12 protein-coding genes are annotated in these 15,923 nt (G+C 46.7%); all 12 read right to left on the bottom strand.

Annotated elements, in window-relative coordinates; all coding sequences use genetic code 11:
* Positions 1 to 110 precede the first annotated feature (110 nt).
* The 12 genes from HI950_RS15965 to HI950_RS15910 all read right to left on the bottom strand — a co-directional run bounded on the left by HI950_RS15965 (position 111) and on the right by HI950_RS15910 (position 15,918).
* Positions 111 to 1,751 carry a family 10 glycosylhydrolase gene (locus HI950_RS15965; protein ID WP_169085806.1) on the bottom strand — a complete coding sequence of 547 codons (1,641 nt, stop codon included), beginning with the start codon at positions 1,749 to 1,751 and terminating at the stop codon, positions 111 to 113.
* Between the two features lie 206 nt (positions 1,752 to 1,957).
* Positions 1,958 to 3,805: an oligopeptide ABC transporter substrate-binding protein gene (locus tag HI950_RS15960; RefSeq protein ID WP_169085804.1), complete on the bottom strand. Its 1,848-nt coding sequence runs from the start codon at positions 3,803 to 3,805 to the stop codon at positions 1,958 to 1,960.
* A gap of 15 nt (positions 3,806 to 3,820) precedes the next feature.
* The gene (locus tag HI950_RS15955; RefSeq protein WP_169085802.1) at positions 3,821 to 4,726 is read right to left on the bottom strand and encodes an ABC transporter permease; all 906 of its coding nucleotides are present in this window, start codon (positions 4,724 to 4,726) and stop codon (positions 3,821 to 3,823) included.
* 26 nt (positions 4,727 to 4,752) lie between these two features.
* Entirely contained in the window at positions 4,753 to 5,715 is a 963-nt protein-coding gene (opp4B, locus tag HI950_RS15950) for an oligopeptide ABC transporter permease (protein ID WP_169085800.1), read from the bottom strand.
* A 5-nt stretch (positions 5,716 to 5,720) separates the two neighbouring features.
* Positions 5,721 to 6,656 carry an ABC transporter ATP-binding protein gene (locus tag HI950_RS15945; protein WP_169085798.1) on the bottom strand — a complete coding sequence of 312 codons (936 nt, stop codon included), beginning with the start codon at positions 6,654 to 6,656 and terminating at the stop codon, positions 5,721 to 5,723.
* The gene (locus HI950_RS15940) at positions 6,643 to 7,659 is read right to left on the bottom strand and encodes an ABC transporter ATP-binding protein (protein ID WP_169085796.1); all 1,017 of its coding nucleotides are present in this window, start codon (positions 7,657 to 7,659) and stop codon (positions 6,643 to 6,645) included. The genes HI950_RS15945 and HI950_RS15940 overlap by 14 nt, the downstream gene beginning before the upstream one ends.
* Positions 7,660 to 8,374: 715 nt before the next feature.
* Positions 8,375 to 8,587: a hypothetical protein gene (locus HI950_RS15935; protein WP_169085794.1), complete on the bottom strand. Its 213-nt coding sequence runs from the start codon at positions 8,585 to 8,587 to the stop codon at positions 8,375 to 8,377.
* 94 nt (positions 8,588 to 8,681) lie between these two features.
* Positions 8,682 to 10,274: a response regulator gene (locus HI950_RS15930; RefSeq protein WP_169085792.1), complete on the bottom strand. Its 1,593-nt coding sequence runs from the start codon at positions 10,272 to 10,274 to the stop codon at positions 8,682 to 8,684.
* The gene (locus tag HI950_RS15925; RefSeq protein ID WP_317618383.1) at positions 10,271 to 12,196 is read right to left on the bottom strand and encodes a cache domain-containing sensor histidine kinase; all 1,926 of its coding nucleotides are present in this window, start codon (positions 12,194 to 12,196) and stop codon (positions 10,271 to 10,273) included. Before HI950_RS15925 ends, HI950_RS15930 begins: the two co-directional genes overlap by 4 nt.
* A 101-nt stretch (positions 12,197 to 12,297) precedes the next feature.
* A complete protein-coding gene (locus HI950_RS15920) occupies positions 12,298 to 13,965 on the bottom strand; it encodes an extracellular solute-binding protein (protein WP_169085790.1) in 1,668 nt (555 codons plus the stop codon).
* Positions 13,966 to 14,043: 78 nt separating this feature from the next.
* A complete protein-coding gene (locus HI950_RS15915) occupies positions 14,044 to 14,868 on the bottom strand; it encodes a carbohydrate ABC transporter permease (RefSeq protein ID WP_191296906.1) in 825 nt (274 codons plus the stop codon).
* A gap of 81 nt (positions 14,869 to 14,949) precedes the next feature.
* On the bottom strand, positions 14,950 to 15,918 hold the full coding sequence (locus HI950_RS15910; protein ID WP_411268099.1) for an ABC transporter permease: 969 nt from the start codon (positions 15,916 to 15,918) through the stop codon (positions 14,950 to 14,952).
* Between the last annotated feature and the right edge of the window lie 5 nt (positions 15,919 to 15,923).

Genomic DNA, 15,923 nt, shown 5'->3' with positions numbered 1-15,923 from the left:
CGTTTAAAATATTTCTGAGTTTTACAATAGCCAAGCCGTCAAGAATCATACAAAAAAAACGTACAATGCTTTACCGCATCGGCAAAGCATTGTACATATTTATAATAAGCTTATTTGAAATAATAAGTGCGCAGCGCATCTATAATGCCGAGCTGATTTTTCCGTAGATCCTTAGCGCTGAAGAACACATCGCCCTTCACCTCTGGATATTTCTTGTTGTATTCCAGCTGATCAATCATTTCCTGAGCGCTTTGCCAGCCCGCTTCCTTCGTCCCGAGCTTATAGGGCGAGTGCCCGATATACAGGTCAACTCCCGTTCCCTTTACTTCTTGTACCCACCAGTCTACAAGCTTGTCATAGCGTGCAGCATTAAAGGAGAGGCTCCAATAAATTTGCGGATTGATATAATCAATCCACCCCTTTTGAATCCACGTCCTAGCATCCGCATACATATTGTCGTACGCCGTTACGCCTGCGCTTGTGTCTGAGCCCGTTTTGTCCACCGACTTATTCCGCCACACCCCAAATGGGCTGATTCCGTATTTCACCTGCGGCTTCACCGTATGAATCGACTCTCCGAGCTGACGCACAAATTCGTTAATATTGTTCCGGCGCCAGTCCGCTTTTGATGTTATTTTACCGGCGTTGTTAATCTTGAACGCTGCATCGTCGGCAAAGGCCACATTCGACGGATAGAAATAATCGTCCAAATGTACGCCGTCAATCGCATAGCCGTTCACGACCTCCATGATTGTATCGATAATATGCTGGCGTGCCGCTGGAATGCCGGGATTAATGTACAGCTTGCCTCCTGCATTCACGATCCAGTCTGGATGCTGCTTCGTCACATGGATATCAGCCAGCTGATCGATTTTTGTATCCACATTTGCCCGAAACGGATTGAACCAGGCATGGAACTCCATATTCCGCTTATGCGTCTCCTCGATCATGAAAGCAAGCGGGTCATACGTCGGGGCCAGGCCTTGTACGCCCGACAAATATTTTGACCATGGCACCAGCTTTGAAGGATACAAAGCATCGCCCGTAGGACGTACCTGAACAAATACTGCGTTCATTCCCATTCCTTGCAGCTCATCCAGCAGGCTGATGAATTCACCCATCTGCTTCACCGCATTCTGATAGGAGGACTTAGAGGGCCAGTCCAAATTGTACACGGTAGAAACCCATGCTCCGCGCAGCTCCGTCTTTGTGACTGGTCCTGGACTTGGTTCCGGAACGGGGATTGGATCTGGAATGGGATTGGGTACTGGATCTGGCAGGGGAATGTCCTCTGATGGATCTTCGATTGCAGCTGTCAGCGTAATCGTCTGCTTCGCCTGGTTCCAATTAACCGTTAAGCCGAGCTGCTCGCTGACGAACCGAAGCGGTACCATCGCCCTACCGGCTTTAACCTGAACGGAAGCGTCCAGCTTGACACTTTCCCCATTAACGTCTGCAATTGTGCTGCCGCTGGTCATCAAAATCTGTTTATTTCCGCTGCCTTGAATCGTTACCGACCGCTCCTTAGCGTTCCAATTCACACTCGCCCCCAGTTCTTCACTAATGATACGAAGCGGTACCATCGTGACGTTAACCTTCGGAAGGATATAAGGCGATACATCGCTCTCAACCGTTTTTCCGTTCAAAATAATATGAATGCCTGCCTTTGGTGCTGCTTGGCTGATCGGTGCAATTGCAGTCATGCAAATAGCTGCAAACAGCAGCCAGATGGTCCATTTTCCTAATTTCATGCGTTCCAATTCCCCTGTCTCCAAACAATGTAATAAAGCATTCCAAAAAGTTAGACGCTTATTGCCATTCATTGGTTGCACGAGAACAAGGACTATTAATAAACATTAATAATGTCTGTCTCACTTGCTTGGTCACGGCAAGTATTAATCGTTCTGCTCTGCAATAGGGAAGAGCCCGACCATTAACGGCCGGGCCCTTCTGCTTCTTATTTCGCTACAAACGGTTTATCCTGCGTTATGGCAATCTGATGCGGATATAGATTTGTTCCATCGCCTATCGCATAGTTGAGTATCCGCTTGTTGACCGGAACGATCACAGCACGGTACAAGGTTGGGAAAACAGGCACCTCATCGACCATTAGCTGCTGCCATTCCTTATAAATGCCTTGGCGAACCTTCACATCAAAGGCTTCCGCCGACACGCCTGCTTTAAGCAGACGATCCTGCTCATCGCTTGCATAACGCGAGAAGTTGTAGATGGCATCGCGTCCATACAAGCCTGCTGGGTCAACGTCAATGCCTACGCCCCATGCCCCTTGATAAACATCAACCTTAGGGTCATCCTCGCCACTGGAGCCAACACGGTCATAGAAGGTATTGAACTCCAGCATTTCCAGCTGAACGTTCAATCCGATTGCTTGCCAGGACTGTACATAATACTGGGCAAGCGGCTGAGCAATATCCCCGCCGGTCATCGAGATAAAGTTAATGACTAGCTCGCTGCCATCCGGGTTGGTCCGAAATTTCCCATCTAACTTATAGCCCGCATCATCCAAAATCTTTTTAGCCAATTCCGGATCAAAAGCTAGACCTTTATTCGTAGCATCATGGTATTCGGGATGGGACGGCGGAATCAGCGTCGTTGCATTCCAGCGCAAGCCGTGATAGAATTTTTTGCCGACCTGGTCATTATCGACGGCATGCGCCATCGCTTTCCTCAAATTAACGTCGCCCATTTTAGCTTTCGCATCAGGAACAACCTTGCCAGCCTTTGCATCCCATTTTCCAAGCTTAAATCCAATGTAAGTATACGCACGGTCAATCGCGCCAAGGAATTCAACGTTAGCCATCTTCGCATTATCCGGGTATTGATCTACCGGGAATGAATTGACGAGATCGACCCCGCCGCTTTCGAGCTGCTGAACGATGGTCGTTGGGTTAATAACTTTTAGAACAACTTCATCCAAAGCAGGCACTCCCCGCCAATAATCCGGGTTTTTCTCAAAGACAACCGATTCGCCAGGAACGATGCTTTTCACTTTAAAAGGCCCGAAGCCGATCGGCTTCTCGCGAACCTCTGGCGAAGAAGAAATTTTAGCTACATCCATATTGCCGAAAATATGCTTGGCAAGCGGATAAGACCACACGCCGCCGGTCAATAAGGATGGCGTTGATTCCACGTACGTAATTTTAAGCTTTTTATCAGAAAGCACCTCTATGCCGGAGATGGTTTTCGCTTTTCCTTCATGGAATTCATTCATCCCTACGATATTGGTGAAATTAGAGTCATACCGCGGGCCGTCATATTTCGGATTTCCAATGACTTCATGGGCAAACAGCCAATCTTCTGCGGTTACCGGCTTGCCATCCTGCCAGTTGACATTATCACGGATCGTAAACGTAAACGTTTTGCCGTCTTCCGACACTTCATACGTTGCAGCTCCGTCATTCGTGTATACATAGTTTTTATCCCAGGTCAGCAGTGCTTCATCAAACCAGCCCAACACCTGAGAATCCGGATCGCCGGAATAAAAGTTGAAATTCAGCGTCCCTTCGAAAGGCGTATCGGATACCAAGCCGAAGGTGATGGAGCCGCCTTTAATCGCTTCGCCTTCATTTTTCTTCACATTGCTGAAATCATCAATCGAATAAAGGCCATCTTCTACGGCAGGCTTCTCGCTCTCGGTCGGCGTTGGTTTATCCCCTCCGTCCGTCGGAGACGGATTCCCCGCATTGTTCCCATTGCCGGAAGTACAAGCTGCAAGAAAGACGAGCAGCGCCAGCATGAGCGGAAGGATGAGAGACCTTGCAAATACAGACTTCCTCTTAACCATAAATTTCCTCCTTTATTATCCTTTTCTTTGCCTTGCATCCGTCGCACGCTTTAACGCTTGACCGACATTATTTATACTCAACATCAATACCAGGATCAGTAATGACGCAGGTAACCAGATCCACCATCTCGATTCTAGCGTTTGCGGGTCCCTTGCATAGCTGACTAATGTACCAAGACTAGGCGTGCTCTCTGGAAAACCGAACCCCAGGAAGGAAAGGCCGGATTCCAAGCCGATATTTGCCGCCAAATTCAAAGTCATCGTAACGATAATAATGGAGCTAAGATTTGGCAGTACTTGCGACAGCATTATTTTCAGATTAGAAGAGCCAAGCGTCTTTGATGCCTGCACATAATCCAGCTCCTTCTCCTGCAGCGCTTTGGAGCGAATCAGCCTTGCAATCCCCATCCATAGAAAAGCGGTCATAATGAGTGAAAAAGAAACGATGCTATATTTAGGCACGGCTGTGACAAATGCAATTACGATCATTAGAGTCGGCAAAATCATAAAGAAATCGACAAATCGCATAAAAACATTGTCTACCGCCCCCCCGAAATAACCGGAGATGAGTCCTACTAAAACGCCAATTATTCCAGTAAGCAAAGTAACAATAATGCCAATGGATAAAGAGTTCCGGGTTCCGATAATCAATTGACCAAATACATCGCGTCCGCCATAGTCGGTGCCGAGCCAGTATTTTGCCGATGGCGGCTGCTTCAGCTCGAATAAATCGATCGTTACGATTTGCGCCTGATCCAGAACAAGCGATATTCCGTAGACGGACAAGATAACTAGGCTCAGGAAAATCAATGACACGAAAGCCAGCTTGTCTCGGACGATTTCCCGCCAGATGATGCTCCAGCCTGAAGGGCTTTTGTCCAGCTGCTGCTGCGCGCTTATTGGGGCGGTTTCCTTCCTCATTTCATTCACCTCAAGGTCTCGGGTTCTTATTTAATTCGAATACGAGGATCAACGATACTTAATATCATGTCAGAAATTAGTGCGCCTAAAATGGATGCCACTCCGTACAAGAGAACCAACGCCGTGACGACGCTGAAATCACGCAGCGAAATCGAGCTCAAAAATAGCTCGCCCATTCCCGGGTAACTGAAGATGCTTTCAATGAATACCGTACCTCCGATAAGCCCCGTAATTTCATAGCCAAAGAATGCTGCGATCGGCAATAACGAGTTTCGTAAAATATGCCGATTATACACGCGGGATTCTGAAGCGCCCTTCGCTCTTGCCGTTATGATAAAATCCTTCTGCTTCGTGTCGATAATCTCGCTTCTGAGCAGTTGAACGGTCGTTACCGTTGTAATTAAGGCGATAGACAAGGCGGGCAGAAGCAAATGATAGAATTTGCTTACTGCGTACTGAAGGGTTCCGGGCTCTAATCCAGGTTCGATGCTTCCGCCGGTCGGAAACCAGCCAAAATGAAAGCCGAACACCCATAACATCACTAGGGCAAAAATAAACAACGGCGCCGCAAAGCCTATGTACGTATAGCCGGTTATCAATCGGTCCGCCCAAGTGTCATGGTAGCGGCCGCTCGTAATGCCTAGTGGAATCGCTATTAAATAGGTAAGGATTAATGTCGCTAAAGACAGCCATACCGTATTCATCATCCGCTGTCCGATCAGGTCGGAAACCGGCATTTTAAAGCGAAACGATTGCCCGAAATCGCCTTGAACAGCCTTCGTAATCCAGTCCCAATATTGCACATGCCATGGATTATTGAGGCCTAGCCTCTCACGCTGCGCATCCAGCGCCGCCGGATCGATGCTTGGGTCGAGCAGGCCTGTCAGCGCGTCTCCCGGCATCGCCTTGGCCATTAAAAATACAAGAATGCTCAGTAATATAATTTGAGGAACCATAATGACCAATCTTCGCGCAATTGTCCTCCACATCGTCCTCAACCTCTCTCAGGCAAAGCCACGAAATGTGTCTCTGATATTGGTTTCAATGGATAAGCCATGCCATCCTCGTCAAAATAGTTCCCATAGGCTTGTTCATATTCCGCCTTTACCGCTTCTCGGAACCTATACTTTTCCTCACGTTTGTTCGGATCAATATCAGGAATGGCAGAGATAAGACGTTTCGTATAAATATGATGCGGGTCATCGAAAATATCCGCTGTCGTACCTTGCTCAACATAACGGCCCTTATACATAATGCCAATCTGATCACACATATGCCGAATAATGCCGAGATCATGACTGATCAATAAATAGGTAAGATTCAGTTCCTTCTGGATATCCTGCATAAAATTCAGCACCTGCGCTTGTACCGACACATCAAGTGCCGACACCGGCTCATCAGCGATAATCAGCTTAGGTTTTAGCGCAATCGCTCTCGCAATGCCGATCCGCTGCCGCTGGCCTCCCGAAAATTCATGCGGATATTTATAAATCGATTCCGGGCTTAAGCCTACCTGCTCCAATAGCTGCTGGACGCGGCGCTTCTCCTCGCTTGCCGACAGCTTCTCGAAGTTTCGCAATGGCTCGGAAATAATGTCCAGTACTCGCTTCTTCGGATTTAAAGAGGAATAAGGGTCTTGGAAGATCATTTGAATATCTCTGCGGAATGCGGAATGTCTCTGCACGCCATCTGCAGCAAGCTGTCGTCCTTCAAAAAGAATGCTGCCCGATGTGATCGTATTTAAGCCTATAATCGCTCGGCCTGTCGTGGTTTTGCCGGAGCCCGATTCTCCAACAAGACCATAAGTCTGGCCCTGCTCCATGGAGAAGTGAATACCGTCTACCGCTTTGACCGGTTGGCCCTTTCTGCTGAAAAGGCCGCCGCGGTTTGGAAAATGCACCTTCAGATCACTAACCTTAAGAAATGACATGCTGACGATCCTCCTCCTTTGGATCAGGGAAGTGAAAGTGCCTATAGCAGCTGCACCTGACCAAATGCCCCGGTGAAATTTCATGCATGATGGGCTCTTCTTCATGCGCGGATTCATCAATCCAAGGAATCCGCGAACGAAAGCGGCAGCCCTGGCGAGGAAGATTTTGCAGAGACGGAACGATTCCTTGAATCACATGGAGCTTGGATTTCGCCTCATTGGCAGTCGGAATGGATTGCAGCAGCGATCTTGTGTAGGGGTGCTGGGCATTCGAGATAAGCGTATAAATATCGGCAATCTCGACAATTTGGCCGGCATACATAACAGCGACGCGATCAGCCATTTCGGCAACGACACCGAGATCATGCGTAATCAAGACGATTCCAGCCTTGCTATCCTCCTTTAGCTTCCTGAGCAGCTCGAGAATTTGCAGCTGAATCGTTACGTCGAGCGCGGTTGTCGGTTCATCGGCTATCAATAGCTTGGGTTCATTAGCGATCGCAATCGAAATGACAACCCGCTGCCTCATTCCGCCGGACAATTCATGGGGGTAACGCCCGTAGGTATGCTCTGGGCGCGGAATCCCTACCTTGGCGAGCAGCTCGATTGCCTTACTCGTCCGCTCCTTCTTCGAAAGCTTCGGCTTATGGAGGAGAATGGCCTCTTCAATCTGTGCGCCAATAATCATAAGCGGATTTAAAGCTGACAGAGGATCTTGAAAGATCATTCCGAGCTCGTTGCCCCTTAACCTGTTCAGCATCGAGGGCGACATATGGGCAATGTCTTGGCCATTGTAATAAATGTTTCCTTCTATTCTAGCTCTCGTATGCAGCCCCATAATCGAGTAGGCTAGCGCACTCTTGCCGGAGCCGGATTCCCCGACAATGGCTAAAACCTCATTTTCCCTCACCGTTAGTGTCACATCATCCACTGCTGCATAATAATGATCCGCGATTCGAAAAGAGGTCGTTAAATGCTCGATTTTCAGCAGCCTTTCATTCAATGGAATCCCCCTAACATCAACTAGTTCTAAAGCATTAATTATCATAATATTCAGACAATTTAAGACAAAGATATACTAATACTTTTGATCGAACTGCTTTGCTTAGTAAGACTAAAGTATTATTTCTTTTCATTTTATTTTACTTAATTATGGTTATGAATCCTTATTTTCTACATATATTAATGTTAAATTTACATTATGTCAAGTATTAATGTGGAAAAATACATGTTTATTTAATTATTATTTTCAATAATAATATTTTATTTAATTCAAGAATATACAAAAATTAATGCTTTAATTTTGTTGATTTTGCAATCTATTTATTGATATTTCGATGATCATTAAAAAAATAATCACGTTTCGCGTTTTATTCATTTTTAATATTTATATACATGATTTCTCTTATTGAGGGCGCCTAGTAATTCGCGGCAGCTTAATCGCACGTCGATATTACACGAAGGTTACATCAGGCTATATCACATGCTAATCCTTCATTCCCATATCTAATGAATGATAGGTAAATGTTCCTAATCTGAGCGCTATCGCCTGGGTGTGCCATGCCGGGGCCGTTTTTTTGACGCCCATTCTGACGCCCAGCATCTCAGTCTGCTCAGTCATCCAATACGCCGGGGTTGCCCGAAGCCCCGTCTATTTGCATAACAAAGGCCAGGCTATCTCCATAGGAGAGCTCCTGGCCTTCATTCTCTATATATGCTTATGTGACATCATTCCTTGGCGGAACCTCAGGGGGAATATCCGGTTTAACTTCAGGTATGACGTCTGGTTTAATCTCTGGCGGCGTCTGCGGAATAATTTCCGGGACAGGCTGCACAGGCTTAATCTCCGGCGAAGCCGGCGGTGTAATTTCAGGTTCATTATCGGGATTAACCTCAAGAATGTCTTGCGGCAAACGATCATCGAATAACATCTTTCAACAGCTCCTTTCGCTTATAAGTATTAGTACCCTAATTTAGCCCAAACCTAACAATAAAAAAAGAGGAGCCTCGCGGCTCCTCTTACATTCATTCTCTATTGCTTACTTGGCCTTGACCAGCATCCGATCTGACCTTAATCCGATATTCCTGCGGCGAGATACCTTCCAGCTCCTTGAACACGCGTGAAAACTGCTTGCTGTTCTCAAAGCCGACGGCGCCTCCGATCTCCTGCATCTTCTGATTCCCTTCGAGCAGCAGCTCCTTGCCTTTGCGAATACGCACTTTTTTCAGAAATAATACGAAGCTCTCTCCTGTATGGGCTTTGAACGCTTCGCTGAAATAGGAGTAATTCAAGCCGACATAATTGCTTACGACAGCCATATTGAGCGCCTTGTAATAATTTTCTTCTATATAGGCAACAGCCGACTTAATCTCAGAATGCTCGCTGTAAGCAGAACGAATGCCTCGGATATAATCATTTACGCTTAACAGCAAAAGCTCCAAGCTTCGGTAATAGTCATGAAAGCTCCGAAAGTTATCCATATTGCCTACTTTGCGATACAGCTTCAGCACTTCGATCGATTCCTCGCCGTAAATACGGAATACTTCGTCCAGCACCTGCTCATTCATCCGTTTTCCAACTAGCTTTAAGTAATGGATGTCAACGTCAGGTAAGTCCTCCGTACGGAAGATCTGCTTCAGCAGCTCTTGAACTTCCCGTTCACGATCGGTCCCCAGCATATTCCCAAGCTTGCGGATCTCCTCGTCAGGCAGCTTGAGATCCCGTCGCTTCTCTCGAATGTCCTCATGACGCAGCATGCGGCAATTCGAATACAAGAACGAAGACTGAAGCGCTTCCGATGCCTGCTTATAGCAATGGAACAAGTCCTCTATCTTGTTGCCCTCGCTACTTACACCCATGCGCAGACCGTCCAGCTCCCTTCCGCCTGCCTGCCGAAACCATTCCTCGAACTGCCAGGCCGGGCTTCCGATCAGTACAAGCTTACTCTCGCTATCCAAAAAGGAGATATCCAAAACGCCATTGATCGGCTGAAGCATCCTCTCAACGAGCAGCTTAAACTCATCCTTGTTCATCGAGTCGCCGCTCTCTGATTTATAGTTCAAGACAGCGACAGTAAACGGGGACGTCATTTGCTCGAAGCCAATCTTGGATGCCAGATCGCTTATGCTGTCTGCGGCAGGCTTGTCTTGCCGAAACCATTCCTTAAGCAAATTAATTCGCAGCTCTTCACGGTACGTATCGCTCACCGCTACTCTCTCCGCTAATTCAGCTTGTGCTTGCAGCGTAATCTCGCTTTTGCGCAGCGATTCAAATAGCTCGTCCCGCCTTATAGGCTTCAGCAAATAATCTTTAACCTGATATTTGATTGCAGCCTTCGCATAGGCAAAATCATCATATCCGCTCAAAATAATAAAGATCGGTTTTGGCTCTGGCTCCGCTTCCTTAGTCAGCCGCTTAATCAGTTCAATACCGTCGATTACCGGCATGCGAATATCTGTAATGACGATATCCGCCCGTTCGCTATTATACTGCGTTAGAGCGTCTTCTCCATGAATGGCTGTCCGAATATCGTATCGTTCCGGAAATTCTCGTTCAATCATGGTTTTGAGCCCTAATCGGATATTTTTCTCGTCATCTACGATTAATAGCTTCCTCATATCCGGACCCCCCCTCCCATTAACAGCACCTTAGGAAGAGTAATAACCACCTCTGTAAATTGCCCTTCGCTGCTGTACACATGTAATCCATATTGCTTGCCATAATAAAGCCGAATACGCTGATGAACATTGCGCAGGCCAATTCCGAACGCTTGCTTTCCGCTGCCAACCTCTTCGCCGCGGGAAGAATTTGCCCTATTTTCGGCATGAATCATTTCATTTAATCTCTCCAGACGCTGCGCTTGAATGCCTATTCCATTGTCCCTGAGCGTAATGATAATTTCGGCACGCTCATTTTCGGACGCATGAATCAAGATGGCGCTTTTGCTCTCTTCCACTCCGAGCCATGCATGCTTTACCGCATTTTCGATGATCGGCTGCAGGGACATTTTGAGCACCTCGATCTCCATCAGCTTCGGAGGTATATGCAGCTCTAGCTCGATAGGCTCGTCGAACCGAATATTCATAACGGCAATGTAATTTTGAATATGTCGTATCTCATCCCGCAAACTGACATATTCACCTGACCATTTGAAATTATAGCGCATCATCCCGCCGAGCGAGGTGAGTGAATCGGATATCGTCCGCTGGTTCTCCATCTCTGCCAGCATCTTAATATTCTCAAGCGTATTGTACAAAAAATGAGAGTCAATCTGGCTGTGAAGCGTACGCAGCTCAGCCTCTTTCGTCAGCGCTTGCTTCTTCACTCCCTGCGCAATCAATTCATTAATGGTATGAATCAATTTGTTGAAATGATGGGCAAGCTCCCCTATTTCTCCGCCTCCCCCGAGCGGCAGCCCGGTAGGCACTTCCCCTTTTCTCACCTTCTTCATCGCCTCTGTCAGACGCCTCAGGTTTTTGAGAATAAAGGAATTCAACATATACGTAATAATAGATAGCAGTCCGATCAATATCAGATTTGCGGCTATGATCTGCTTCTCTGCCCCAGATATGCGTTCATGCGCGGTTTGCAAGGACACGACATTCAAAATATGGGCATCGGCTTGCTCGATTGGCGTTGAGACGAGCAGGTAGGGATGTTTATTCACGACAAAGCGTTTCTCGTTAATTCCTTGCTCGTTCATTTCAGCAAATTCGTTCTCAATCGCTTGGCGGAGCTCCGGATTGCGGCCTGCAAACGGTTGATTGTCATCCAGATAGATAGCGCCGCTGCTGTCTGCAAGCATCATCTGTGAGCCCTCATCCTTAATATTCGCAAAAGCTTTGGGCGAGAATTGCTTCAGCAGCATTTCCACCTGTATAACCCCAATGCGCTTACTCCCGGCATGTATGATGCGTACGAGGGAAACCTTCGGCATTTGGTCATTAACATCAGTCACATAACGACGCAATATATCCGGGTCCTTGTCCTTGAACATCCAAAGCTCCTTGCCATCCAATTGATCCAGCTTAGCGAACCATGGCTCGCTTTGTATCCGGCGCTCATGAAAGATAATCGGCCAAATTTCCGATATGTGCTCATTGTTCGCGAATAAGCGGAGATGGGCAATATTCGGATTGTTCGTTTGAATATTGATCATATCGGTAAGAGGGCCCCGATTCAGGTCAAGCAGCTCTTCAATAGGCGGCTCTTCCCTAGTCGATATATACTCTAAAATTTCAGATTCCGATATCGTGAGCTGGGCAGCCAGTTCCATCGCCTCAATCTGATTCAAAATATTCACTTTTTCCATTTCCAGCAAGTATTGGCCCTGTTTAATCGTATCATTCGTATAACTATCCCTGATCTGGCCAAAAAGATAATTCGATACAACGATGCTTGGTATTAATAGAATGATAATATAAGCGGCTACTAGACGGCTTTGCATCGATCTGCGTCCCAGCCAATGTGTAATCGATTGAAGGTACGACGGGAATTTCCTGCCCATTATTTTTTCACTTCCGCTCCGTATATCATTCACTGTTATTATTTCCTATGCAACAAAAAGCACTCCAGCCCGTTTCCGGTTCTGGAGTACCTTTCGTTTTGGCCATCCTTTAAATCATAGAAGTCATGATTCGATTATTTGGTGGCGTCAGCCAATTTCGCTACGTTTATTTCGTATTGCTTTTGTTTGTATGCCTGTACCTTGCTAAAGCCGAGAGACTCGCGTTTAGCTAGATAGTCGTTCCAAATTTTATCGAATTCAGCATCGGTTTTGGCAAGCACTAGCTTCGGAAGCACTTTACCGAACTCTTGATCGATCTTCGTATTCATAATGCCTTCTTCCGAAGTGCCCGTAGGATTAAGCTGGTCGAACTCAGACAAGCTCTTCGCCTTGCCGCGTGTCCAGTCTTCCAATTGCTTGAACGGCTCAACAGCAGGAGGAGACCATACCGGTGTAAGGTTCGTGTCCATCATCATCCAGAACGTATGGGATGCTCCAAATTTCTTGTCGAAAGCGCCGCGATCCGTATTCAACAGATTAAGCGCATCCGGCAGGAACTGATCCTTGCCATCGATATTATCCCAAGTTTCGCCTTGTTTGCCGAAGAAAGTATCATGCTGACCTTCTTCAGAGATCAAATAGTCTAGGAAACGAATCGCACGCGCTTTGTCTTTCACGTTTTTGGAGATCAATGTAACCGTCCAACCAGAAATCGATGGTCCAGCCAGTGTCGGTTGATCCAAGTTCGCATTCGCAGGACCGTCTACCGCGATATAGATGGAGTTCGGATCATTTGCAAATAGCGCATTTTGTTGGTTAGCTAGGTCTGATCTAGAATACAGCATCGCAAAGTAACGGCCTTGCGCGATTTTCTCTTCCATTTGCGGGCGCTTGTCGATGAAGATGTCTTTCGCCAACAAGCCATTCTCGTTCGCTTGACGCATCGTTTTGAGCCATTTCACATATTCAGGATCTGTATTGCGATCATACAGCTGGCCATCTTTATCGTACGGAATAGCTAAGAAATTTTGAATATAATGTTGAAGCGACGCATTGCCTGTATCGTTAAAATCATACATGCCTAGCGGAATAAGCGGTTGTCCGTTAACGTCAGGATACTTTTCCTTCGCAGCCTCAAGTGCCTTCAAGAAGCCTTCCGGCGTACGCATATCCGGGCTTCCAAGCGCTTCGTACATATCTTTACGCACTAGGAACGTTTGTGTTGACGTAATGTTATCTCCGAATTTCTCATAATCCTTAGGGGATGAGGACGAGTTAGGATAGCCGTAAACATTGCCGTCTTCCTGCTTGTACCACGAAAGCTTAGCCGGGTCCGTTACTTTGTAGAAGTAAGGATCATATTGGTCAGCAAGCTCATTCAATGGCAGTACCAGATCGCCTTCAATCATTTTTTTAACCGCTTCTTCATACCAGCCTAGCGTAATAAAGTCAGGCAGGCTGCCCGATGCGATCATCGTATTCATCTTCTCTGCTTCGTTGCCGGCAGGAACGATAAAGTTTACGTTAACGCCTGTTTTCTCCGTAATATATTTCGATGTAGCGTCTACGCCCCATTTGTTAGGGAACCAAGAAAAGTTGATATACCAGTCAAACGTAATCGGGCTTTTATCCACTTCCCAGCCCTTATCGTCTTGCGTAAGCTTCACTTCTTCAGCAGGAGCACCCGTGCCCTCTTCTTTATTCTCATTTGTGTTGCCGCCTGATGAGCAAGCCGTTGTTAAGACTAGAACCGTTGCGATCATCAGCATCAATAGATTTTTGAGCTTAGGCTTCTTGTTCATTTTGTCTTCCCCTTCTCTGTATGAATGATTATATATGCAATCCTCTGCCCGTTAAAGGACGGAAGTTTTTGCCGGTGGTTAACCTTTGATCGAGCCAATCATCATCCCTTTGACAAAATACTTCTGCAGGAACGGATAAGCGATCACGATCGGGAGCGTTGTAACGACCATCGTAGCCAGCTTGATGGATTGCGTCGTAACCGATTTGCCAATGCCTCCAGGAATAGCAGCAAGCATCTGGTTAGAGCTGGACTGAGCGACAACCCGGTACAAATACGTCTGAACCGGCTGCAGGTCCATGTTGTTCATATAAATGACACCGGCAAAATAATCATTCCATTGGTATACGCCGTGGAACAGCGCAATCGTAGCGATAACCGGCATGGAAACAGGAAGAATAATCCTTGCAAAAATCGACCAATCATTCGCACCGTCAATTTTGGCTGCTTCCTCAAGCCCATCCGGAATATCTCGGAAGAAGGTCATGAAGATGATGAGATCGAAGAAGCTGAACATTGCCGGAATGATATAGACCATGAAATTATCGAGCAAATGAAGATCTCTCATAAGCAGATAGGTCGGGATCAGGCCGCCGCCAAAAAACAAGGTAACGGTGCCAAAGAGAATATATATTTTGCCGCCAATGAGACCTTTACGAGAGAAAGCAAAGGCAACCATAGCTGTAAAAAACACGTGAATTAGCGTTCCAAGCACGGTTTTTGCAACCGTAATGCCCATTGCCGTCATAATGCCGGTGCTTTGGAAAACCGCGTCGAAGCTCTCAAAGCTGAAAATCCGCGGCCACCAGTAGATCCCTCCGCGCATGCCGTCCTGCCCTTCGTTGAAGGCGTTGACCAGCACATACCAAATGGGATATAACGTCGCGAAGCAAATGAGAAGCATGCCAAAGTTATTGAAGAGGTCGAAGAAAGCTTCTCCCTTTGTTTTACGTTTAATACTAAACACGGCTAGACTCCTCCTTTTCTAGAAAAGTGATGTATCGTTCATTTTTTTCGTTACGCGGTTAGCTATCAGCAAGAGAATAAGGGCGATGACCGCCTTGAACAATCCGACCGCTGTCGAATAGGAATAGCGTCCTTGCTGCATGCCGGTCTGGTAAACATAAATATCGATTACGTTGCTTGCACTCTCATTCAGCGAGTTTCTCAGTACGAGAATCTGGTCGAAGTTGGAGTTAAGCACGCCGCTTACTGCAAGAATGAAGAGGATGGAGATCGTCGATTTGATGCTCGGCAACGTGACATACCACATTTTCTGAAAGCGCCCCGCTCCATCAATGGTTGCCGCTTCGTACAATTCCGGCGATACGCTGGCGATAGCCGCAAGATAGATAATGGCGGACCAGCCAAGCTCTTTCCAAATATCCGATGTAATGATAATGCTCCAGAAGTAGCTCGGCTCTGCCAAATACGAGATCGGCTCTTTAATAAGATTAAGCGCGAGCAGCACATTGTTGATAACACCTACATCCGCCAGCCACGTTGTTAAAATGCCGCCGAGAATGACCCATGACAGGAAGTGAGGCAAATAGGAAATGGTCTGAATTGCTTTTTTAAATCCGACAGAACGGACCTCGTTAAGGAACAAGGCAAAAATAATTGGAAGCGGAAATCCGATCGCCAGCTTAATCAAACTGATGCCGAGCGTATTCCTCATCACGCCGACGAAGCTCTCGTCTTGGAAAAATTCCTTAAAATGAGCGAAGCCTACCCAAGGCGCTTCACTAATGGATTTCACAATATTGAATTCTTTAAAAGCGATAATAACGCCATACATCGGAACGTAGTTGAATATAATCATCCAAATTACGCCGAGCAGCGCCATAATCTGGACATGCCTTTGGCTATACAGCTTCTTAAACCATTTGCTTCTCGCTGCTTTTGCGTCCGCAGCAGGCAAGGATGCTGGTGCCGTACTTAGCTGTGTCTTCAAAATAA

Origin of the sequence: Paenibacillus sp. PL91, assembly GCF_012935325.2 — a bacterium.
Classification (GTDB): domain Bacteria; phylum Bacillota; class Bacilli; order Paenibacillales; family Paenibacillaceae; genus Pristimantibacillus.
Note: the sequence above shows the minus strand (reverse complement) of the source record. Positions and strands in the feature narration are given on the sequence as shown.